This window comes from Maritimibacter alkaliphilus HTCC2654 (genome assembly GCF_000152805.1).
GTDB classification, from domain to species: domain Bacteria; phylum Pseudomonadota; class Alphaproteobacteria; order Rhodobacterales; family Rhodobacteraceae; genus Maritimibacter; species Maritimibacter alkaliphilus.
In genome coordinates this window covers 1,644,032-1,666,161 of record NZ_CH902578.1, presented here as the reverse complement: position 1 = coordinate 1,666,161, position 22,130 = coordinate 1,644,032, and the positions used below count along the sequence as shown (strand labels likewise).

The following is a 22,130-nucleotide window of genomic DNA, read 5'->3' as shown; positions in this document are numbered from 1 at the left end:
GCAGCTTGCTGCCGCGAAACCCTTAGCGCACGAACCCCATGATCTCGTAGGTCTTCTTGAGGATCGGTTCGGCCAGTGCAGACGCCCGTTCGGCGCCGCGCGCCATGATCGCGTCGAGCTCGTCGGGCGCATCCAGCAGCCTCCGCATCTCGTCCGACACCGGGGCCAGCTTCGCGACCGCAAGGTCGGCCAGCGCCGGTTTGAACTTGCCCCAGCCTTCGCCGCCGAACTCGGCCAGCACGGCCTCGGCGGTGGTGTCCGACAGGCCCGCGTAGATATCGACGAGGTTTTTGGCTTCGGGTCGATCTTTCAATCCTGCAACCTCCGAGGGCAAAGCTTCCGGATCGGTGCGCGCTTTCTTGAACTTCTTCGATATCGTGTCGGCGTCGTCGAGCATGTTGATCCGCTCCATGTCGCTCTCGCCCGACTTCGACATCTTCTTCGACCCGTCGCGCAGGTTCATCACGCGCATGGCGGGGCCTTCCGTGACCGGCTCGGTGAGCGGGAAGAAGTCGACGCCGTAGTCGTGGTTGAACTTGGCCGCAATGTCGCGCGTCAGCTCGACGTGCTGTTTCTGATCTTCGCCCACCGGAACGTGCGTCGCGTGATAGAGCAGAATGTCGGCGGCCATCAGCGCCGGATAGGCGTACAGCCCCAGCGACACCTTCTCGGCGTTCTTGCCCGCCTTGTCCTTGAACTGGGTCATCCGGTTCATCCAGCCCACGCGGGCGACGCAGGAGAAAAGCCACCCAAGCTCGACATGGGCCGGAACGCGTGCCTGATTGAACAGGACCGACCGCTCCGGGTCGATGCCGCTCGCGATCATCGAGGCCGCGACTTCGCGGGTGGCGCGGGTCAGGTCCGCCGGGTCCTGCCAGACGGTGATGGCGTGCATGTCCACGACGCAGAAGATCGTCTCATAGGTCGGGTCTTCCTGCATCTCGACCCAGCGCTTGATCGCACCCAGGTAGTTGCCGAGGGTCAGGCCGCCCGACGGCTTGATCCCGGAAAACACGCGCGGGGGAAAGGTCTGGTCCGACATGGCGAACTCCGTCTGGATTTCTCTGCCCGGCTCGCTTACCTACGCCTGACAACCCCGTCAAGGAAGCCGCACATGACGTTCCAGCCCAATTCGACCCGGCCCGTGAATCCGCTGCCCCCGGTGGTGGTCGCGCTGGCCGCCGCAATCGCGATCGTCGAGCTGATCTTCGCGGCCACCAGTTCGGGCTTCATCGGTGGACCCGAGGCGACCGGCCTGCGCCTGACGATGATCGAGGACTACGGTTTCTATGAGCCGCTTCTCGCATGGATGTGGGAAAACCAGACGATCCGCCTGCAATACCTTCTGCGTTTCGTGACCTATCCCTTCCTGCAAGGCGCGTTCACCCAAGCGGTGTTCGTCATCGTCTTCATCCTCGCGCTGGGCAAGATGGTGGCCGAACGCATGGGCCAGTGGAAGGTGCTGGTGATCTTCATGGGCGCGTCCATCATCGGCGCGCTGGTCTATGGCATCGTCTGGGATACGCGCGTGCCGCTTTATGGCGGCTATCCGGGGGCCTATTCGCTGGTCGGGGCTTTCACCCTGATCCTTTACACCCGGTTGGGCGAAACCGGCGGGCGGCAGATACAGGCTTTCGCGCTGATCGGCGCATTGCTCGCGATCCAGTTCATCTTCGGCGTGTTCTTCGGGGCGGGCACCGGATGGGTGGCCGAGGTGGCCGGGTTCATCTCGGGCTTCTTCCTCGCCGCGCTGCTGTTCCCCGGCTCGTGGGACAAGATCGTGGAACGGATCCGCCGCCGCGCCTAACCGCGCCGCATCATCGCCTTCAGGTCCGAAAGTCGCACCGCACCGAACAGACGTCCGGCGAGGAAATAAGTCACCGTGCCCGATGCGATCAGGATCAGAAGCGCCAGCACCTTCAGCCCCGGGGTGCCGAACATCGGGCCGAGCACGATGACCGCCCCGGCAAGTTCCGCGCCCATCACGGCCGAGGCCGCGAGGATGCCCCAGAGCTTGCGCCAGAACCGTTTGTCGAAGCGCGTGCTCTCGCCCATGCGGGCGGTGCCGATCCACAGGCCGATGGTCATGGCCCAGCCAGCGAGCGTCGTCCCGAACGCGGCGGCGATGTAGCCGATCACGGGGGCGAGGCCGATGGCCAAAGCCGCGTTCACGACCAGCGACACGAGCGCGAAGTAGAACGGGGTCTTGGTGTTGCCTCGCGCGAAATAGACGGGCTGAAGCACCTTTTGCAGGACGAAGGCGGGCAAGCCCAATCCATAGACCGCCACCGCGAAGGCCGTGCTCGCGCTGTCGTCCGCCGTGAAGGCCCCGCGCTCGAACAGGACCGTGACGAGGGGCAGGGGGATCACCACCAGCGCCACCGCCGAGGGGATCGTCAGAAGCAGCGCGATCTCGCCCGCGCGCGACAGCGACCAGCGGCTCGCGCCCTCGTCCCCGGCTTGCAGACGACGTGACAGTTCCGGGAGCAGGACGACGCCGATCCCGATACCGACGATACCGAGCGGAAGCTGATACAGACGATCGGCGTAGTTCAGCCACGCAATCGCGCCGTCGAAGAAAGACGAGACCTGACGCCCGACGAGCAGGTTCACCTGCACGACGCCTTGGGCGAGCGCGGCGGGACCGGCGATGATCGCCAGCCGTTTCAACTCTGGCGTCATTTTCGGAATGCGCGGGAACAGGCGGTATCCGGCGCGCGCCGCCGCGAACCAGACCAGCGCAAGCTGCGCCACACCTGCAATCGGCACGGCCCAGGACAGCGTCAAACCGATGTCGTAGCCCGCATAGGACGCGACGATGATCGCGGTGATGAAGGTCACGTTCAGAAGCAGGGGCGCGGCGGCTGCGGCGGCGAACCGCCCCACGGCGTTCAGAAGGCCAGAAAGCAGGGCCGCGAGCGATATGAAGAAGATATAGGGGAACGCGATCCGCCCATACATCGTCGCCAGAGGCAGCCGTTCATCCTCGGCGAAGCCCGAGGCCATGAGCAGCACCAGCGCGGGCATGAAAATCTGCGCGATCACCGTCAGGACCAAGAGGATCGTCGCCAGACCCGTCAGCGCGTCGCGGGCGAATTCCATCGCGCCTTCGCCTGCCTCGACCTTTTTCGAGAACATCGGGATGAAGGCGGTGTTGAAGGCACCCTCGGCGAAGAACCGGCGGAACATGTTGGGCAGGGAAAAGGCGATGAAGAACGCCTCGGCCATGGGACCGGCCCCCAGCGCACCGGCGATGGCGACGTCACGGACGAAGCCCAGAACGCGGCTCGCCGCCGTCCAGCCGCCCACCGTCAGGAACCCGCGCAGAAGCCGGATGGACGCCATTACTGGTCGGCCCTCTCGGCGCCCTTCACGATGGCTTCTCGCAGTTTTTTCTCAAGGGATTTCATCTTCGCATCCGAGAAGAATTTTAGGCCGAACATATCCTTGACGTAGAACGTGTCCACGACCTGTTCGCCATAGGTCGCGATGACCGCGCTCGCGATATAGACGTGGTTGTCGGCCAGCGTGCGCGTCAGGTCGTAAAGCAGGCCGGGGCGGTCGCGGGTATCGACCTCGATCATCGTGTAGATGTCGGACCCGTCGTTGTCGAAGGTGATGTTGGTCGGGACCGTGAACGCCTTTTCGCGCTTCTTCATCTTGTCGCGCGACTTCATCGCATCGCGGGCGATGACCTTGCCCGACAACGTCTTGTGGATCATGTCCTCGAGCCGCTTGAGCTTGATGTCCTCGAACGGGTGGCCGTCATGGTCCTGCACCCAGAACACCGCCGTCGCCCAGCCGTCTTTCGTCGTATAGGTCCGCGCATCCACCACGTTCGCGCCCACCAGCGCCAGCGCGCCCGCGAGGCGCGAGAAGATGCCGGGGTGGTCGGCCAGCACAAAGGCCGCGCGGGTCGCATCCCGGTCGTGGTCCTGCGTCAGCCCGATGCGGATTTCATCCGCGCCCAGCCCGTTCAGCAGGTTGGCGAACACCACGTGCTCGGCATTGCCCAGACCCTGCCAGTAGGTGTCGTAATGGCGCCCGGTCTCGACCCGCAGGTCCTTGCGCTCCCAGTCCGCCAGAGCCTCGCGCAGGGCCTTCTTGGCCTCGTTGGTGCGCGCCGTGGTGTTCAGCGCCTCGATGCCCTCGTCCAACGCTTGAGCGGTCTGGCGATAGAGATCACGCAGGAGCGCGGCCTTCCAGTTGTTCCACGTGCCCGGACCGACGCCGCGGATGTCGCATGCGGTCAGGACAAGCAAGAGGTCCAGCCGTTTCTTGTTCGACACGGCCTTGGCGAAGCCCCGGATCGTGCGCGGGTCCGACAGGTCGCGTTTCTGCGCCACGTCGGACATGAGCAGGTGATAGCGCACCAGCCATTCCACCGTCTCGACCTCGGGCTTGGTCAGCCCCAGCCGCGTGGCCACCTTTCGCGCGATCCGGGCACCGAGGATCGAGTGATCCTCTTCCCGGCCCTTGCCGATGTCATGGCAGAAAAGCGCGACATACAGCACCTTGCGGTTCACGCCCTCCTTCAGGATGCGCGAGGCATAGGGCAATTCTTCAAGCCGTTCGCCGCGTTCGATCTCGGCCAGCGCCGAGATCACCTGAATGGTGTGCTCGTCCACGGTGTAGCTGTGATACATATTGAACTGCATCATCGCGACAATGGGCTCGAACTCGGGCACGAAGGCCGACAGCACGCCCAGCTCGTTCATGCGTCGCAACGCACGCTCCGGGTTGCCGTGTTTGAGCAGCAGGTCGAGGAAGATGCGCGATGCCTCGCGGTCGTCGCGCATGTCGTCGTCGATCAGGTCCAGATGCGCCGTCACGACGCGCATCGCGTCCGGGTGAATGAGAACGCCGGTCCGCAACCCTTCCTCGAAGATCCTGAGCAGGTTCAGCTTGTCCGAGAGAAAGGCCGCCTCGTCCTCGAACGTCAGCCGCCCGTTCTCGATCTTGTAGCCGGGCTTGACCTTCTTGCGCCGCTTGAACAGGCCGACCAGCATCGGCTCTTTCTTGAGGTGCTCGTTTTCCAGCCCGGTCAGGAAGATGCGGGTCAGTTCCCCCACTTGCGTGGCGTGCAGGAAATAGTCCTGCATGAAATGTTCGACGGCCTGCCGCCCGCCCTTGTCGACATAGCCCATCCGCTCGGCCACCTCGAGTTGCAGGTCGAAGGTCAACTGGTCCATCGCGCGGCCTGCGATCAGATGCAGGTGACAGCGCACGGCCCAGAGGAAATTGTTGGCCTCGGCGAAATTCGCGTATTCCTCGTCCGTGAACATGCCCACGTCGCGCAGTTCACGGGCGCGCACGACACGGTGCAGGTATTTCGCGACCCAGATTAGGGTCTGAAGGTCGCGCAGCCCCCCTTTGCCCTCTTTCACGTTCGGCTCGACGACATACCGCTGGCCGCCCTGTTTCTTGTGCCGCTGCGTGCGCTCTTCCAGCTTGGCCTCGATGAACTCCGGCGCCGTCCCGTCGAACAGATCGTCGAAAAGCCGCGCCGCCAACTCCTGAGCGAGGTCGAAGTCACCGTCGACATAACGCACCTCGAGCATGGCGGTGCGGATCGTGAAATCCTCTTTGCCAAGGCGGAGGCAGTCCTTGATCGTGCGGGAGCTGTGCCCGACCTTCAGGTGCAGGTCCCACAGCATGTAGAGCATCGACTCGATCACGCTCTCGGCCCATCCGGTGATCTTGTAGGGCGTCAGGAACAGCAGATCGACGTCGGAATAGGGCGCCATCTCGAACCGCCCGTAGCCGCCGACGGCCAGAACGGCCATCTTCTGCGACGCGGTGGGGTTCGGCTGGGGGTGCAGGCGCTTCACGGCCACACGAAACACGGTCTGCACGAGGCAGTCGGTCAGCCAGGCGTAGCTTTGCACTGCCTCGCGCGCGGCGCGCGGTTTGGCGAGGAACTGCGCCTTGATGAGGTTGCGGCCGTGGGTTTGTGCGGCATTGAGCGCGGCGACCGTCGCCTTGCGAATGGCCGCCGCATCGGGCGCTTCGTCCGCCGCCCGCTCGATCTCGGCTTCGACCGCGACGCGGTCGAAGATGTCGTTTGCGGGGGCGATCAGCCCGTCTGGAGCGTCGTTGACCGCTTCGAGCAGATCAGAATCCGGCACCGGAGAAGCTTTTCGGAGCGGGGTCGATCACGACCACTTGCTGATTCTGGATCTGAGCGATGGCGAGACCGCGTTCGTTGGTGCCGTCGCCGCGCAGCCGGAACACGCCGTTCACACCGACGAAGCCTTGGCTCTGCGTCAGGGCCGAGCCGGACAGGGCATCGGCCTTGCCGGCCTTCACGAGCGCGCCGATGGCGGCGATCCCGTCATAGGCGAGACCCGCGATCGGGTGCGGCTGGGCGCCGTAAGCGGCCTGATACCGCTGGGTGAAGCGGCCCGAAAGATCCGGGTCCGGCAGCGCGAACCAGCCACCCTGAACACCCGAAAGCGTCAGCGCGGTGGCGGGAATATCCCAACGCTGCATCCCCATGAACTGCACGGCAGGCGGGTTCACCCCGTTTTCGCGCAGAAGCGAGCTCGCGAAAGGCAGGGCCCCGTCGGTGCCCGAGGTCAGGAAGACCGAGGTCGCGCCGGAGGATTTGACCTGCGACGAGATCGCCGGGATCGCCTGCACGACACCGTTCTGGCTCAACTCGAACCCTGCGGTGCCGGCCTGGCTGGCACCGGGCGTGGACGCGATGGCCTGAAGGATCGCGTCACGGGCGAGGTTTTCCGCCGGGCTCTGGCCATAGACGACCATGATGTTCCCGCGGTTCTGGCGCGCGGCATAGCTCACCATGCGCTTTGCGGTGTTCTCGAAGGTGTTGCCGAGGATGAAGACGTTGCCGCCCGCGACGCTCGGGTTGTTGGAAAAGGCCAGCACGTTCACGCCGCGCGCCGCAGCGGCGACGCCGGCGGCGGCCGCGTTTTCCGCGTAAACCGGACCGAGGATCACCTTGGCGCCGTCAGCGATGGCGGCTTGCGCCTGGCTCGACGCCGTGCCCGCGTTTCCTGCGGTGTTGTAGACGCGCAGGTCGATGGTGACACCGTCCAACTCGCTCATCGCGAGGCGCGCGGCATTCTCGAGCGACGAGGCAAGCGCGTTATCGGTCGCATTGGCGGACCCGCCGGGGACCAGCAGCGCCACCGGAACGGGTTGCGACGTGTCGATTCGCGGCCCACCGGAATTCGACATGGTGGCCCCACAGGCCGACAGAATGAGGGTCGCGACAAGTGCGACCGTGAGGGCTGACAGCTTGCGGGCGCGGTCCAAAACAGCAAACATGGGGGGTATCCTTCTCCCGCTTATTTCGTGCGATCGTGTCCGATCCTGCGGGCGTCGAGGTCACCCGGGCAATCCGGCCCCATCATAAACGACAGGAAAGGCAGGTCCACCCTTGAAACCGGAGCACGGAACGCTCGCCCCCGGCCTGTATCTTGTCGCGACCCCGATCGGGAACGCGCGCGATATCACCCTCAGGGCATTGGATATTCTGGCCGCCGTCGACGTGATCGCGGCCGAGGACACGCGCACGGCGCGCAAACTGCTCGACATCCACGGCGTCGCGGTGGGCGGGCGCCCGCTTATCCCGTATCACGACCATTCGGGGCCGGACGGTCGCGCCGGGATCGTCAAGCTTCTGGGGCAGGGCAAGTCCGTCGCCTACGTGAGCGAGGCGGGCACGCCGCTCATCGCCGACCCCGGATACGCGCTGGCGCGCGAGGCGGCCGCGGCAGGACACCTCGTCACGACCGCGCCCGGCGCCTCGGCGGTGCCCGTCGCCCTGTCGCTGTCCGGCCTGCCCACCGACCGATACCTCTTCGCGGGCTTCGCCCCCTCATCGTCCGGGGCGCGCAAGACGTGGCTCGCGGACCTCGTGCGGGTTCCGGCAACGGTGGTCCTGTTCGAAAGCCCGAAGCGCATTAGGGAATTGTTAGGGGACTTGTGCGAGATTGCGGGTGAGGCGCGTCAGGCGGCGGTGTGCCGAGAATTGACCAAGAAGTTCGAGGAAACCCTGCGCGGCACGCTGGGTGAACTGCGCGATGCCGTCGCGGAGCGCACCTTGAAAGGGGAAATCGTCGTCGTCCTCGACCGCGGGCGTGACGAAGTCGCCGAGGAAACGATGGAAGCGGCCCTGCGACGGGCCATGTCCGAGATGAGCCTGAAGGACGCGGCAGCGACCGTTGCCGAAGCCTATGGTTTGCCCCGGCGCAAGGTGTATCAGGCCGCGCTGGAACTGGAGAAGGACTGAGAATGACGGGACGCGTTTCCTATCTGGCCGGGATGGCAGCCGAAGACTCCGTCGTGCGGGGGTATGAACGCGAGGGGTATGAAACCGTCGCGCGGCGCTGGCGCGGATCGGGCGGCGAGATCGACCTCGTCCTGCGCGACCGCGACGGGTTCGTGTTCGTCGAGGTCAAGAAGGCGCGCGACCTTGCGCGGGCCGCACAGCGGCTGTCACAGGCGCAACTGGCGCGGATCTGTCAGTCGGCCTGCGAGTTTCTGGGCTCGGTGCCGGGCGGGATGCTGATGGACATGCGCTTCGACCTCGCCATGGTCGACGCGACCGGGCGCATGGCGCGCTATCGCAACATCACCATGTGAGGGGGGCATTGTGCTTGCCCGGTGGCTGGGCCATGTAATGACAAACAGCCCGGAGTGAGACATGGCCCTCAAAGTCGCCTTCCAGATGGACCCGATCGAAGCGGTCGACATCAACGCGGACTCGACCTTTCGGATCGCCGAGGAAGCGCAGGCGCGCGGGCATGAATTGTTCTACTACACGCCGGATCGTCTGGTCTTTCGCGAAGGCCGGGTTCTGGCGACCGGATGGCCCATCGAACTCCGGCGCGAAGTGGGACATCACGTCACCAAGGGCGAACAGACGACCGTCGATCTTTCCGAATTCGACGTGGTCTGGCTGCGCCAGGACCCGCCTTTCGACATGGGGTACATCACGACGACCCATATCCTCGACCTGATCCACCCGGACACGCTGGTGTTGAACGACCCGTTCTGGGTGCGCAACTACCCGGAAAAACTGCTGGTGCTGAAGTTTCCCGAACTGACGCCGCCCACGATGATCGCCCGCTCGCTCGCCGATCTCAAGGCGTTCAAGCACGAGCATGGCGACATCATCCTCAAGCCGCTTTACGGCAACGGTGGCGCGGGGGTGTTCCGGCTGGACCCCAACGACCGGAACCTGTCGAGCCTTCACGAGCTTTTCTCCGGCATCAACCGTGAGCCCCTGATCGCGCAGAAATTCCTCCCTGCGGTGTCCAAGGGCGACAAGCGCGTGATCCTGGTCGATGGCGCGCCGGTCGGCGCGATCAACCGTGTCCCGGCCGAGGGTGAAACCCGGTCGAACATGCATGTCGGCGGCCGCCCCGAGAAAGTCGAGCTCACCGACCGCGACCGCGAGATCTGCGCCAAGATCGGCCCGCTTCTGAAAGAGAAAGGCCAGATTTTCGTCGGGATCGACGTCATCGGCGACTGGCTGACCGAAATCAACGTGACCTCGCCCACCGGCATTCAGGAACTGGAACGCTTCGACGGCGTGAACATCACCGCGAAGATCTGGGAGGCGATCGAGGCGCGCCGGGCGTGAGTGTCCGTCTCACCCTCCTGTCGTTCCTGTCGCGACGGACGGTGAGGCCCCTTCTCGCGCGCGCCCGGTCCCCCGAGGCGAACCGGAGGCTTCTCGAACGGGCCGCCCGCCGCTGGTTCCGCGCGCCGCCTTACGCGCTGTATCGAGACAGCGACGCCGGGTCCGGCGGGCTGTGGATTTCGGCGCGACCCGGTTCGCATCCGCCCAGACCGGGCAAACTCATCCTCTATGTCCACGGCGGCGGGTTCATATCCGGCTCCCCCCGGACCCATGCCGCGATGTGCGCGCGCCTCGCGTGGCTGACGGGGGTTGAGGTCTTCGTGCCGCGCTATCGACTGGCCCCGACCGACCCGTTTCCGGCAGGTCGCGAGGATATCCGCGCGGCTTGGGAGGCGGTGATCGCCAAAGGGTATCGACCCCGCGACGTGATCCTTGCCGGGGACAGCGCGGGGGCCAACCTGATTTTCGGCCTGCTTGCCGACCTCTGTGCCGAGGGCGCATGCCCCGCCGGGGTCGTGGCCTTGTCGCCGATTGCCGATTTCACCTTTTCGGGGGCCTCCATCGCCGACAATGCGGCGACCGAGTGCATGTTGCCCGCCGAACGGCGCGACGAGCTGGTGGATTGGTATCTCGGCAAACACGATCCGGCCGACCCTCATGCCTCGCCGCTGTTCGCCACTTACACCGCGCCGCCGCCCGTGCTGATCCAGTATGCCGAGAACGAGCTGTTGCGCGACGACGGGGTGCGGCTTGCGCAGGTGCTCCGGGATGCCGGTGGCGAGGTCGTGGTCCAGACCTGGCCGCGCGCGCCGCATGTGTTTCAGATCTTCGACGGCTGGGTGCCGGAAGCGCGTGATGCGCTCACCGGCGTCGCGGATTTCGTGAAACGCTGCCTCGCCTGATCCGTCAGGCGAGCAAGTTTCCCGGGAGCCGATAGGACAACGCCTCGGCCACATGCGGTTTTCGGATCGTCTCGGCCTCCGCAAGATCGGCGATGGTGCGCGCGACCCGCAAGACCCGGTGATGGCCGCGCGCCGACAGGCCGAACCGGTCGGCGGCCTTGAGCAGCAGGTCGCGCGCCTCGCCCTCCGGCGTTGCGATCTCGGTCAGCAGGTTGCCCTCGGCATCGGCGTTCGTGCGCGTGCGCGGCTGCCCGTCGAAGCGCGCCGTCTGGATTTCGCGCGCCTTTTGCACCCGGGCCGCGACCGAGGCCGAGGTGTCGCCCGAGGGTGCAAGGTCGAGGTCGCCGATTTCCACGGGTGGCACCTCGATCCGCAGGTCGAAGCGGTCGAGCAGCGGTCCCGAGATGCGCCCGAGGTAGTCCTCGCCACAGGCCGGCGCCTTGGCACAGGCGCGCGACGCATCGGTCAGGTGGCCGCAGCGGCACGGATTGGCGGCCGCCACCAGCATGAAGCGGCAGGGATAGCGGACATGGGCGTTGGCGCGGGCGACGACCACCTCCCCGGTTTCGACCGGCTGGCGCAGGGTTTCCAGCACGGGCCGCGCGAATTCCGGCAGTTCGTCGAGGAACAGGACGCCGTTATGGGCGAGCGAGATTTCCCCCGGTTTCGCACCACGCCCGCCGCCGACGATAGAGGCCGTGGACGCCGTATGATGCGGGTCGCGAAACGGGCGCGACCGGGAAATACCGCCCTCGTCGATCAGCCCGGCGAGCGAATGGATCATCGAGGTTTCGAGCGCCTCGGCGGGGGTCAGCGGCGGCAGGATCGACGGCAGTCGCGCGGCGAGCATCGACTTGCCAGAGCCCGGCGGCCCCGTCATCAGCAGATGGTGCCGCCCGGCCGCCGCGATCTCCAGCGCCCGTTTGGCGCGTTCCTGCCCCTTCACGTCGGCCAGATCGCGCAGCGTCGCGTCATCGCGCACTTCGCCCGGATCGGCCGGGGGGAGCGGGGATTGTCCGGTGAAGTGCTGGATGACGGCGGCCAGTGATCCCGCTGCGATCACATGCGCCGCGCCGACCCAGGCCGCTTCGGCGCCGCAGGCCTGGGGACAGACCAGCGCACGGTCGTCTTCGGCGGCGGCCATCGCGGCGGGCAGGGCGCCGATCACGGGAACGAGCGAACCGTCGAGGGACAATTCGCCAAGCGCCACCGCCTGCGCCACGTCCTCCTCCGGGATCACGCCGATGGCCGCCAACAGCGCGAGCGCGATGGGCAGGTCGAAATGCGAGCCTTCCTTGGGCAGGTCGGCGGGCGATAGGTTCACGGTGATCTTGCGGGCAGGCAGGGCGATGGCCATGGCAGACAGCGCCGCGCGCACCCGGTCGCGCGCCTCGCTCACCGCCTTGTCCGGTAGGCCCACGATGGAAAAGGCGGGCACGCCGGGGGACAGGGCGCATTGCACCTCGACGGTCCGCGCCTCGACCCCTTCGAACGCCACGGTATAGGCGCGTGCGACCATGCGGCCCCCTCCGAGTATGGTTAACGGAAGGTAGCGTGCAGGTGGTTAGAAAATGGTTAACGCGGCTCAGGCCGGGCCGGGCCACGGCGCGGTCGGCAGGTCCATCGCATAAGGCACGGGGTCATAGGTTTTCTTCAGGCCCTCGGTGCGCCAATCGCGAAAGGCCGGGTCGGCCAGATGCGTGTCCACATAAGCCTGAGCCGCCGAGCCGACGGTCAGACCGTATCCGGCGATCCGGGCCGCGACGGGGGCATAAAACACGTCGGCCAGAGAATAGACGCCGAACAACCACGGGCCATCCCCGCCGTGGCGCTCCTGCGCTACTGACCAGAGCGTTTCGATCCGGGCCAGATCCGCCTGCACCTCCTGCGTCACGGGGAAGTCGCGATACTGATGCAGAAGCTGCATCGGGCAGGCCCCGCGCAACGCGCCGAACCCGGAGTGCATTTCTGCGACCATCCACCGCGCAAGTCCCCGCGCGGCCGGATCGGCAGGCCAGAGACCCGCGTCGGGGTGACGCTCGGCCAGTGTTTCGGCCATGGCCAGCGTGTCGCCGACGACGATCCCCTCCGGCGTGCGCATGACCGGCACGAACCGGGCGGGCGCGAGATCGGCAAGATCATCGGCCATCGTCCCGTCATAGAGCCCGACCATATGGACGTTCACCGGCAGTCCGAACTTCACGAACATGAGCCAGCCGCGCATCGACCAGCTTGAAAACGTCTGGTCACCGAGAAAAAGATCGTAGGTCATGGGGCGACGTTAGCCGGGAAATCGCGGGGCACACAGTCGCCATTCGTGAAAGGCGCGTCACGGAATGTGATTGATCGCCTCGGCGTGCCAGCGCCTGCCGTCGAAGGCGAGGCGCGTGACCGACAGGTTGTCGATCTTGTGCCCGAGCACCTCGGACACGGGGCAGGCGAGCGCCCGCTGGACCTGACCCAGTATGGCCCCGAAATGGGCGACGACGATGACATCGCCCGTCTGCGTTTCGATCAGCCTGTCCACGGCGCGGCCCACCCGCGTCGTCATGTCGGTCCAGCTTTCGCCGCCCGGTGCCGCGTTCAGGTCGGGCCGGTCCCAGAAGTTGCGGATCGCCTCCGGGTGGCTCGCTTCGATCTCGGCGGCGGTCTTGAGTTCCCAAGCCCCGAAGTTTAGTTCGCGCAGACCGGCGTCATGCGGCAGGCGCGGGCGGTCCTTCTGGATCGCGTCCGCCGTCGTCACGCAACGGATCAGGTCGGACGAGATCACCGGCGCGTCGGGCAGATGATCGTGCAGCCGGGCGATGGCGGCGGTGTCCGACAGGTCGGCGGCCACATCGCTCCACCCGACCATGCCCTTGCGATGCGTCGGGCCGTGACGGACCCACCAGAACCGGGTCATGCGACCCCCTGCGGCAAGGTGCCTTTCAGGGCGAGGGGCAGGCCCGCGATGACGGTCACGACCAGATCGGCCCGCGCCGCGACCGCTTGGTTGAGCCCGCCTTGCGCCGCGCGAAACCGGCGGGCGAGCGCGTTTTCCGGCACGACCCCGGCCCCGACTTCGTTCGAGACCACGACGACGGGTGCGGCGCATGAGGCAAGCGAATCCAACACCCGCGCCTGTTCGGCCTCGATGGCGGTTTCGGACAGGAGGTGGTTCGACAGCCAGAGCGTCATGCAATCGACAAGCACGACGTCGTTCGATTGTGCATCGTCCAGCGCAGAGGCGAGGTCCAAAGGCGCCTCCGCCGTCGTCCAGCCGTCACCGCGCCGGGCCCGGTGGGCCGCGATCTTGGCCCGCATTTCGTCGTCGAAGGCCTGGGCCGTCGCGATATAGGTCATCGGGCGGCCCGTCGCCTCGGTGAGCCGTTCGGCATAGGCCGACTTGCCGGAATTGGCGGCACCGACGACGAGGGTGAGAGGGGGCAGGGTGAGCGACATGGATGGTGCCTAGCAAGTCGCGCGGACGAGGGGAAGCACTTGCCGCCGTCGGGCCGAGCCTCCACATTGACCCCATGTGGAGATTTCTTTTTCTGGCGCTCGCACCGGTCGCGGCCCATGCCGGACCTTTCGCGGGCACGGTCGCGGACGTCTACGTGCTGGGCGAAGTGCACGACAACCCCGTGCATCATGCCGCGCAGGCCGACGCGATCAGGGACATCGAGCCGAGGGCGGTGGTGTTCGAAATGCTGACGCAGGCGCAGGCCGACGAGGTGCGCGACGACAGGCTTGGCGACCCCGAAGCCCTTGGCGCGCTGCTGGGGTGGGAAGAGGCCGGGTGGCCGGACTTTTCAATGTATTACCCCATCTTCGCGGCGTCCCGTGGCGCGCAGGTCTTCGGCGCGGCGGTCCCGCGTGAGGCGGCGCGCGCGGCGATGGAGGTCGGGGTGGCGCGATCCTTTGGCGAAGGCGCCGCGGATTATGGCCTCGAAGAGGCCCTCGAGGCCGAGGAACTGGCGGATCGTCTGAACCTGCAACTCGATGCCCATTGCGGCAAACTGCCGACCGAGATGCTGCCGATGATGGTCGACCTGCAACGCCTGCGCGACGCCACGCTGGCCCGCGTGACCATCGAGGCGCTGGACGAGACCGGGGGGCCGGTGGCGGTCATCACAGGCAATGGCCATGCCCGCGAGGACTGGGGCGTGCCCAGCTACATCGCGCGCGTGCGACCGCAAATCCTCGTCCTGACGCTTGGGCAGGGCGAGGACGGCGGGGAGCCGGAGGGCGGTTTCGACGCCTACCTGAGCGCACCCGCCGTCGAGCGCGAAGACCCCTGCGCGGTGTTCGACGAGTGAACCGGGCGGCTATTGCGCCGCGATCAGCCCCCGACCTTTCAAAAGCGCCTCGACCTCGGGCATCTTGCCCCGGAACCTGACGTAAAGCGCGTCGGCCTCGACCGTGCCGCCCTTGGACAGGATATTTTCCTCAAGGCTCTTTGCGACCTTGGGGTCGAAGGCGCCGCCCGCCTCCTTGAAGGCCGCGAAAGCGTCTTCGTCCATCACCTCGGACCACATGTAGGAATAGTAGCCCGAGGAATAGCCGTCGCCTGAAAACACATGCGCGAAATGCGGCGTCGCGTGGCGCATACGGATCGCGCGCGGCATACCGATGCTTTCCAGCACCTCGGCCTGTTTTTGCATCGGGTCCGCAGGGGCGCTGCCCCGGTGGAACTCCAGATCGACCAGCGCCGAGGCCACGTATTCCACGGTCGCGAAGCCCGCGTCATAGGTGGATGCCCCGATCAGACGGTCGAGCATATCCGCCGGGATCGGCTCGCCGGTCTGGGCGTGGGTCGCGTATTCGCCCAGCACCTCGGGCACTTCCAGCCAGTGCTCGTAAAGCTGGCTCGGCAGTTCCACGAAATCGCGGGCGACCGAGGTGCCCGACAGGCTTTCATAGGTCACGTCCGACAGCATCTGGTGCAGCGCATGGCCGAACTCGTGAAACAGCGTGCGCGCGTCGTCCCAACTCAGAAGCGCGGGCTTGCCTTTTTCCGGTTTGGCGAAGTTGCACACGTTCGTGACGATGGGGAACTTGTCGCCCCCCAGACGGCTTTGCGACCGCATCGCCGAACACCACGCGCCGGAGCGTTTCGAGCCGCGCGCGAAATAGTCGCCCATGAAAACCGCGACGTGTTCGCCGCCCCGCGTGACCTCCCACACCCGCACATCGGGGTGATAGGGCGTGACGTCGAGCGGCGCGAATTCCAGCCCGAACAGACGGTTCGCGACACCGAAGGCCGCGTCGATCATCCGGTCGAGTTGCAGGTAGGGCTTGACCTTGGCCTCGTCCAGATCGTGCAATTCCTGCCGACGCTTGCCGGAATAATAGTGCCAGTCCCACGGCTCCAGCGGGCCGGTGTGACCGTCCGCGTGCAGCATGGCCTCCAGCGCCTCGGCATCGGCCAGCGCGGCGGCGCGCGCGGGCGTCCAGACCTTGTTCAGCAGGTCTTCGACCGCCTCGGGCGTGCCCGCCATTTCGGTTTCCAGCTTGTAGGCCGCGAAACTCTCATACCCGAGCAGCTTGGCGCGTTCCTCGCGCAGTTTCAGGATTTCCGCCGCAATCGCGCGGTTGTCGGTCTTGCCGCCATTCGCCCCGCGCGACACGTAGGCCTCATAGGCCTTGCGCCGCAATTCGCGCTTGGGGGAGGAGGCCAGAAACGGCGTGATGAGCGAGCGCGACAGCGTCACGACCGGGCCGCCCACGCCCTTGTCCTCGCCGGCCGCGCGCGCGGCGTCGATGGCGAAATCCGGCAGACCTTCGAGGTCTGCCTCGTTCAACTCCATGTGCCACGACCGCTCGTCGGCCAGCAGGTTCTGGGTGAACTCGGTCCCCAGAACGGCGAGCCGTTCCATCACGGCGCGGTAGCGGTCGCGATCTTCGCCTTCCAGAAGCGCACCCGCCCGCACGAAACGGCGTCGGGTCATCATCAGAAGCCGGGCCTGTTCATCCGACAGGTCCAGATCCTCGCGCCCCTCCCACAGCGCGTCGATCCGCGCGAAGAGGTCGGCGTTCAGCAGAATGTCCGAGGAATAGGCGGCGAGTTGCGGCGAGAACTTGCGCTGCAATTCTTCGCGCGTCTCGTTCGCATCGGCCCCGGCGAGGTTGTAGAACACGCCCAACACCTTGGACAAAAGCGCATCGGCCTCTTCCAGCGCCTCGATCGTGTTGGCGAAGGTCGGCTCATCCGGGCTGTCGGCAATCGCAGCCACGTTCGTGCGGGCGTCGGCCAGCGCCGCCTCCATCGCCGGTTCGAAATCGGCGTCGGTGATGTCATCGAAGGGGGGCAGGTCGAACGGGGTGTCCCAGTCGGACAGAAGCGGGTTGGTCATGGCGCGTCTCCTTTGAGGAAACAGCTAAGCACCACCCGCCGAAACGTCCAGACCATGTGCGCCGCTGCAAACGGGGCAGTCGGGCCGCCGCTTGAGTTTGATCGACCGGGTGTCGGCGTATAGCGCGTCATAGATCATCATCCGGCCACGCAGGGGCTCGCCCGCGCCGGAGATCAGCTTGACCGCTTCGACCGCCATCATCGACCCCAGAACGCCGGGCAGGGGGCCGACCACGCCCGCCTCGGCACAGGACGGGGCAAGGCCGGGGGCCGGGGCCTCGGGAAAGACGCACTCGTAACACGGCGCGCCCTTGGCCGGATCCCAGACCGAGATCTGCCCCTCCCACTGGGTGAGCGCCGCGCCGACCACAGGCTTGCCCAGCTTGGCGGCGACCCGGTTCACCAGATAGCGCGTCTCGAAATTGTCCGACCCTTCGAGGATCAGATCGTAATCCGCGAACAGGTCCTCGGCGATCTCCTCCGTCAGGCGGCGGTTGTAAGGGCGCACGGTCACATAGGGGTTCTGCGCGACCATCGCGGCCTCGGCCGAGAACACCTTGGGCGTGCCGATCCGGGCGTCCGCGTGGATCACCTGCCGTTGGAGGTTGGAGTTATCGACGGTGTCGTCGTCGATCACGCCGATGGTGCCGACCCCCGCCGCCGCGAGATAAAGCAGCGCAGGCGAGCCCAGACCGCCCGCGCCGATCACCAGCACCTTCGCGTCCTTCAGGGCCTTTTGCCCCGGCCCGCCGATTTCACGCAAAACGATGTGGCGGGCGTAGCGGCCAAGTTCGGTGTCGGTGAAGGGGCCGTCCTGTGTCGGCGCGACCGGGGTCGAACGGGATCGCAGCGCCCTGACCCCCCGGCTGTAGCCCGCGATGACGAGCAGCACGCCCACCGCCGTTGCCCAGCCAGCGAAACTTCCGCCGAAGAGCTGCGGGATCGGGTTGTCAGGGGGGAGCAGGGCGTGGGCCAGCAGGACGGCCACCAGCACGACGGCGGTCAGAACCCAGCTACGGCTCGCAGGCACCTTGAACAGCGCGCCAAGCCCCCAGATCGCCGCCAGTGCGATGACAACAAAGATCATTTCGTGCCCGTGGAGCCGAACCCGCCGTCGCCCCGGTGGCTGTCGCCAAGCGCCTCGACCACCTCATAGGTGGCCTGCACCACGGGCGCGACGATGGCCTGCGCGATCCGGTCACCATGCCCGATGGTGTAGGGCTCTGCCCCGAAGTTCACCAATAGCACACCCAGCGGGCCGCGATAATCGCTGTCGATGGTGCCGGGGGTGTTGGGCAGGCTGAGGCCGTGTTTCAGCGCCAGACCGGACCGCGGCCTGATCTGCATCTCGAACCCGTCAGGGATTTCGACGCGCAGACCCGTGGGCACGATCCGCCGCTCCATCGGTGCGAGCGTGAAGCCCGTGTCGCGATCCTCGGGCATCAGATTGGCGCGAATATCCGCCCCGGCGGCCCCGGCCGTCTCATAGGAGGGGAGCGCCACGTTCCTGTCCGCCCAGTCCTCGCGCAGAACGCGGATCACCGGGCCGCTCATGCCAGCGCCTCGGCGATGCGGGCGGCGAGCTTGCGGGCGACCTCGACCTTGCCCATGCGCGGCCAATCCTCGGACCCGGCATCCGAGATCAACGTCACGGCGTTTTCCGACCCGCCCATGATCCCGGTCTCGGGCGACACGTCGTTGGCCACGATCCAGTCGCAGCCTTTGCGGTCGCGTTTGGCGGTGGCATGGGCGATCACGTCATGGGTCTCGGCGGCGAAGCCCACGACCAGCGCGGGCCGCCCGTCACCCATCTGGCTTACGGTGGCGAGGATGTCGGGGTTCTCGGCAAAGTCGAGCGTGGGCAGGGTGCCCGACCCGTCCTTCTTCATTTTCTTGTCCGACGCGCTCGCGACGCGCCAGTCGGCCACGGCGGCAGCGAAGACGGCGGCATCGGCGGGCAGGGCGGACCCAACCGCCTCCAGCATCTCGCGCGCGGTCTGGACCTCGATCACATGCACCCCGCGCGGACGTTCCGCATCGGCCGGACCCGTGACGAAGGTGACGGCGGCGCCCAATGCCGACAGCGCCTCGGCAATCGCCGTGCCCTGCGACCCGGACGAGCGGTTCGCGATATAGCGCACCGGGTCGATGGGTTCGTGGGTCGGCCCGGAGGTGACGAGGATGTGCTTGCCCTTCAAAGGCCCGTCCGCCAGCGCGGCACCGACGGCATCGGCGATCTGGTCCGGCTCGACGAGCCGACCGGGGCCGAACTCGCCACAGGCCATCGCGCCCTCGACGGGGCCAGCAAACAGCACGCCATCCGACATGAGCGTCGCCACGTTGCGCTGCACCGCCGGATGCTCCCACATCCGCACGTTCATCGCGGGGGCGACCAGCACGCGCTTGTCGGTGGCCAGAAGCAGCGTCGAGGCCAAATCGTCCGCCAGCCCGTTCGCCATCTTGCCCAGAAGGTCGGCAGTGGCGGGTGCCACGACCACGAGGTCGGCATCGCGGCTGAGTTCGATATGCCCCATCTCGGCCTCGTCCGTCAGACTGAAGAGGTCGGTGTAGACCTTTTCGGCCGCCAGAGCCGACGCCGACAGGGGCGTCACGAACTCCTGCCCCGCGCGGGTGATGACCGGCACCACGCTTGCCCCACGCTCACGCAGAATACGGATCAGCGTCAGCGACTTGAACGCCCCGACACCGCCGCCGATGATGAGAAGAACACGTTTACCCGCGAGCATGAGACCCTTCCTTGAAACCTAGTTAAGCGGTTGGCCCGCGCTGGGCAACCGATGCGACACCGCCTAGCGCCGGGATGGGTCCTCGGGATGCGGCTCGACCCCGACCGGGTCTTTGTGGATGAGCACGTCGGTATTGGGAAAAGCTTTCAGGATTTCGCGGCGCAGCGCCGCCCCGATCGTATGCGCCTCGTCCAATGTCTGTCGTCCGTCCAGTTCGATATGGACGTTCACGAAGGTCACGGACCCGGCCATGCGGGTCTTGAGGTCGTGGAATCCGTGGACGCCGGGAAAATCGCGGATCACGTCCTCGATCCCCGCGATCATGTCGTCGTCCGCCGCCCGGTCCATGAGCGCGTTGAACGCCCCGCGAAAGATGTTGAGCGCGCCCACGACCAGCATGAGCGCGGCGCCGATGGCGACGATGCTGTCGATGCTCGTCAGCCCGAAGGCGACCGACGCCCAGAGCGAGGCGATCGCCCCGAGGTTCGGGATCAGGTCGCCCAGATAGTGCAGGCTGTCCGCCGCGACCACGCGGCTTCCGGTCCGCTTCGCCACATGCCGCTGCCAGAGGACGAGGCAGACGGTCAGGATGATCGAGACGACCATGACGACGATGCCGCGCCTTTCGTTGGCAAGCTCGGTGGGCGTGTCCGACAACAGCCGCGCGACCGAAGCCCAGGTGATCACGCCCGCCGAAACCATGATGAACAAAGACTGCCCCAGCGCGGCGAGGTCTTCGGCCGAACTATGGCCGAAGGCGTGATCCTCGTCCGCCGGACGGGCGGCATAGGCAATGGCGGCCAGACCGCCGAGCGAGATCATCAGGTCCATCGCGCTGTCGATCAGCGATGCGCCGACCGACAAGGCGCGGGTATCGCCAAGCGCCCAGATCTTGAGCCCGACAAGGGTCAGCGCGACAAGGGACGATGCGATCCCTGCCGAAAGGTTCATGCGCGTCGAATTGGCCATGACGTCCCCGTAACTGAGGGGATTGCTTAGCGCATGGCGCGGGCTACAGAAAGACCTTGTCGGCGATCCGTTCCCATGCGCGATCCGCGAAATTGTCCTTCGCGACTTCGAGCAGGTGACGGTGCAGGAACCAGTAGAGGAATTTCTCGTAGGGAAAGCCCTTCATGCTGGCGCGCCCGTAATCCATCGCCTCGCGCAATTCCGTCGCCGTGCGGGCGGTGAGCGTGGCCTGCCAGTAATCCGATTTGGCGCAGGTCACGACCGTCTTTTTCTGCATCAGGGCTTCGAATCCGGCACCGGAATTCTGCGTGACCACGATATCGGCGGCAGCGGCGAGGTCATGGACCGAGGCATCGGTGACCATCACATTCGGGTAATCCTGCGCGACCGCGATGATGTCGCGCCGCATCGGTTTCGACTGGGCCGGATGCGGCTTCAGGTAGATCAGCCGCTCGCGTTCATGCTCGGCCACGGTGCGGATCATCTCTTCCGTCGTCAGAAAGTGGGCGCGGTGGGTGTGGCGCTCGATCTCCTGACAAAAGATCGTCGCGCGGGCGCGGTCCAGCCCGCCGTCGACACGGGCCGGTTGCCGGATCGGCGAGACATTGTGCGACAGCATCCAGCCCGTGACACCGTTGAAGAAATACTCCGCCGGTTCCTTTTCGATCCGCTCCGGGGCGAACTGGTTGAACCGGATCGAACTGTTCGCCTTGACGCCGACCTCGTCGAGATACCAGAAGCCCGACACCGGACCCAAAGCGACGTGAAGCGCGTCGGGAACGTAACGAGGCGCGTCGCCCATCGTGATATGCACGTTGCGCAGACCCGGCGCCGACATCATCGCCGCGACCTTCGACTCGGCGCGCACCACCCGTGTCTGGATGCCGTCGCGCAGGGCGCGTTCGGCGAGTTTGGGAAAGAAACCATCCGTTCCGTTCACGACCGAGTCGAGCTTGTCCCGGTCGGCATGGATGATGAGAACCCGCCGCCCTTGTTTCATCAACATGCGGGCCGAGGCGGGCGTGGCGATCTCTTCGACGCCTATTCGATGACCTCGCCCGGCTTTAGGCCCCACAAAGCGGATCTCTCCATCCATCCCCGATACCCCCCGACTTTCACGCGGCACCAGACCGGCCCGCATTTGTCCATGTTCACGATCACCCCGGCTTCGAGCCGCGCCTTGACCTGTCCGTCCGCTGCCGCCCGCACCAGCACCGGGGCGAGGTCGCGGTCCACGATGGCCGTCCGTGCGCCCGAGATGAGTGAGTAATGCACCCAGCCGCCGACCCCGTCACGATCCTGAACTCGGCGCCAATGGCCGAATTCGCCCGTGACCTCCAACGGCATCCCACGGCGGGTGAAAACCCAGTCGATCTTGTGCGTGAGTGACGGCCCGCGCCGCACGTTGGCCTCGCTCACCTTCAGCGAAACGAAGCGTGGAATGGGCATGTTGGTGACCGACCCGCGCTCGGCCGCGCGTGCCTCGGCGCCTGAGACGATAAGCCCCAGGACGACAGCCATGAACGCCAGAAATGCGCCTGTCTTCGTCATCGCTCTGCCCG

At 66.3% G+C, this 22,130-nt stretch carries 21 protein-coding genes; 6 read left to right on the top strand and 15 right to left on the bottom strand.

Annotated elements, in window-relative coordinates; all coding sequences use genetic code 11:
* Positions 1–22: 22 nt before the first annotated feature.
* Positions 23–1,042 carry a tryptophan--tRNA ligase gene (trpS, locus tag RB2654_RS09120; RefSeq protein ID WP_008330689.1) on the bottom strand — a complete coding sequence of 340 codons (1,020 nt, stop codon included), beginning with the start codon at positions 1,040–1,042 and terminating at the stop codon, positions 23–25.
* Between the two features lie 72 nt (positions 1,043–1,114).
* Here trpS and RB2654_RS09115 point away from each other — a divergent pair, with 72 nt between their 5' ends.
* Positions 1,115–1,807 (top strand): rhomboid family intramembrane serine protease, encoded by a 693-nt coding sequence (locus tag RB2654_RS09115; RefSeq protein ID WP_008330688.1) that lies wholly within the window; start codon positions 1,115–1,117, stop codon positions 1,805–1,807.
* Here RB2654_RS09115 and murJ read toward each other — a convergent pair.
* The 3 genes from murJ to RB2654_RS09100 are packed head-to-tail and all read right to left on the bottom strand — an operon-like array spanning position 1,804 to position 7,293.
* Positions 1,804–3,345 carry a murein biosynthesis integral membrane protein MurJ gene (gene murJ, locus RB2654_RS09110; RefSeq protein ID WP_008330687.1) on the bottom strand — a complete coding sequence of 514 codons (1,542 nt, stop codon included), beginning with the start codon at positions 3,343–3,345 and terminating at the stop codon, positions 1,804–1,806. The genes RB2654_RS09115 and murJ overlap by 4 nt on opposite strands.
* Entirely contained in the window at positions 3,345–6,128 is a 2,784-nt protein-coding gene (locus tag RB2654_RS09105) for a [protein-PII] uridylyltransferase (protein ID WP_008330686.1), read from the bottom strand. The genes murJ and RB2654_RS09105 overlap by 1 nt, the downstream gene beginning before the upstream one ends.
* Positions 6,115–7,293 carry a penicillin-binding protein activator gene (locus RB2654_RS09100; protein WP_040884635.1) on the bottom strand — a complete coding sequence of 393 codons (1,179 nt, stop codon included), beginning with the start codon at positions 7,291–7,293 and terminating at the stop codon, positions 6,115–6,117. Before RB2654_RS09100 ends, RB2654_RS09105 begins: the two co-directional genes overlap by 14 nt.
* A gap of 112 nt (positions 7,294–7,405) precedes the next feature.
* Between RB2654_RS09100 and rsmI the strand changes: the two genes are divergently transcribed.
* The 4 genes from rsmI (at position 7,406) to RB2654_RS09080 (ending at position 10,518) form a co-directional block, all read left to right on the top strand.
* Positions 7,406–8,260 carry a 16S rRNA (cytidine(1402)-2'-O)-methyltransferase gene (gene rsmI / locus RB2654_RS09095; protein ID WP_008330684.1) on the top strand — a complete coding sequence of 285 codons (855 nt, stop codon included), beginning with the start codon at positions 7,406–7,408 and terminating at the stop codon, positions 8,258–8,260.
* Between the two features lie 2 nt (positions 8,261–8,262).
* The gene (locus RB2654_RS09090) at positions 8,263–8,613 is read left to right on the top strand and encodes a YraN family protein (RefSeq protein ID WP_008330683.1); all 351 of its coding nucleotides are present in this window, start codon (positions 8,263–8,265) and stop codon (positions 8,611–8,613) included.
* Between the two features lie 61 nt (positions 8,614–8,674).
* A complete protein-coding gene (gene gshB, locus RB2654_RS09085) occupies positions 8,675–9,616 on the top strand; it encodes a glutathione synthase (protein WP_008330682.1) in 942 nt (313 codons plus the stop codon).
* A gap of 41 nt (positions 9,617–9,657) precedes the next feature.
* Complete coding sequence (locus tag RB2654_RS09080; RefSeq protein ID WP_161600685.1) at positions 9,658–10,518, top strand: alpha/beta hydrolase; 861 nt, start codon at positions 9,658–9,660, stop codon at positions 10,516–10,518.
* A gap of 4 nt (positions 10,519–10,522) precedes the next feature.
* On the opposite strand, the gene RB2654_RS09075 is transcribed toward RB2654_RS09080, so the two are convergent.
* The 4 genes from RB2654_RS09075 to cobU form a co-directional block, all read right to left on the bottom strand.
* Positions 10,523–12,037, bottom strand: coding sequence for a YifB family Mg chelatase-like AAA ATPase (locus tag RB2654_RS09075; protein WP_008330680.1), 1,515 nt, complete (start codon positions 12,035–12,037; stop codon positions 10,523–10,525).
* A gap of 66 nt (positions 12,038–12,103) precedes the next feature.
* On the bottom strand, positions 12,104–12,790 hold the full coding sequence (locus RB2654_RS09070; RefSeq protein ID WP_008330658.1) for a glutathione S-transferase: 687 nt from the start codon (positions 12,788–12,790) through the stop codon (positions 12,104–12,106).
* A 57-nt stretch (positions 12,791–12,847) separates the two neighbouring features.
* The gene (locus RB2654_RS09065) at positions 12,848–13,420 is read right to left on the bottom strand and encodes a histidine phosphatase family protein (protein ID WP_008330657.1); all 573 of its coding nucleotides are present in this window, start codon (positions 13,418–13,420) and stop codon (positions 12,848–12,850) included.
* Complete coding sequence (gene cobU / locus RB2654_RS09060) at positions 13,417–13,959, bottom strand: bifunctional adenosylcobinamide kinase/adenosylcobinamide-phosphate guanylyltransferase (protein WP_008330656.1); 543 nt, start codon at positions 13,957–13,959, stop codon at positions 13,417–13,419. The genes RB2654_RS09065 and cobU overlap by 4 nt, the downstream gene beginning before the upstream one ends.
* A gap of 74 nt (positions 13,960–14,033) precedes the next feature.
* Here cobU and RB2654_RS09055 point away from each other — a divergent pair, with 74 nt between their 5' ends.
* Positions 14,034–14,816 carry a ChaN family lipoprotein gene (locus RB2654_RS09055; protein ID WP_008330655.1) on the top strand — a complete coding sequence of 261 codons (783 nt, stop codon included), beginning with the start codon at positions 14,034–14,036 and terminating at the stop codon, positions 14,814–14,816.
* A 9-nt stretch (positions 14,817–14,825) separates the two neighbouring features.
* Here the strand turns inward: RB2654_RS09055 and RB2654_RS09050 are convergent, their stop codons facing one another.
* The 7 genes from RB2654_RS09050 to RB2654_RS09020 form a co-directional block, all read right to left on the bottom strand.
* Positions 14,826–16,853 carry a M3 family metallopeptidase gene (locus tag RB2654_RS09050; RefSeq protein ID WP_008330654.1) on the bottom strand — a complete coding sequence of 676 codons (2,028 nt, stop codon included), beginning with the start codon at positions 16,851–16,853 and terminating at the stop codon, positions 14,826–14,828.
* A gap of 24 nt (positions 16,854–16,877) precedes the next feature.
* Complete coding sequence (locus RB2654_RS09045) at positions 16,878–17,939, bottom strand: HesA/MoeB/ThiF family protein (RefSeq protein WP_008330653.1); 1,062 nt, start codon at positions 17,937–17,939, stop codon at positions 16,878–16,880.
* A complete protein-coding gene (gene dut / locus RB2654_RS09040) occupies positions 17,936–18,406 on the bottom strand; it encodes a dUTP diphosphatase (RefSeq protein ID WP_008330646.1) in 471 nt (156 codons plus the stop codon). The genes RB2654_RS09045 and dut overlap by 4 nt, the downstream gene beginning before the upstream one ends.
* The gene (gene coaBC, locus RB2654_RS09035; protein ID WP_008330644.1) at positions 18,403–19,599 is read right to left on the bottom strand and encodes a bifunctional phosphopantothenoylcysteine decarboxylase/phosphopantothenate--cysteine ligase CoaBC; all 1,197 of its coding nucleotides are present in this window, start codon (positions 19,597–19,599) and stop codon (positions 18,403–18,405) included. The genes dut and coaBC overlap by 4 nt, the downstream gene beginning before the upstream one ends.
* Positions 19,600–19,662: 63 nt before the next feature.
* Positions 19,663–20,568 carry a cation diffusion facilitator family transporter gene (locus tag RB2654_RS09030; protein WP_008330643.1) on the bottom strand — a complete coding sequence of 302 codons (906 nt, stop codon included), beginning with the start codon at positions 20,566–20,568 and terminating at the stop codon, positions 19,663–19,665.
* A gap of 43 nt (positions 20,569–20,611) precedes the next feature.
* Positions 20,612–21,574, bottom strand: coding sequence for a capsular polysaccharide export protein, LipB/KpsS family (locus RB2654_RS09025; protein WP_008330642.1), 963 nt, complete (start codon positions 21,572–21,574; stop codon positions 20,612–20,614).
* A 35-nt stretch (positions 21,575–21,609) separates the two neighbouring features.
* Complete coding sequence (locus RB2654_RS09020; protein ID WP_171043002.1) at positions 21,610–22,089, bottom strand: SH3 domain-containing protein; 480 nt, start codon at positions 22,087–22,089, stop codon at positions 21,610–21,612.
* Positions 22,090–22,130: the final 41 nt, after the last annotated feature.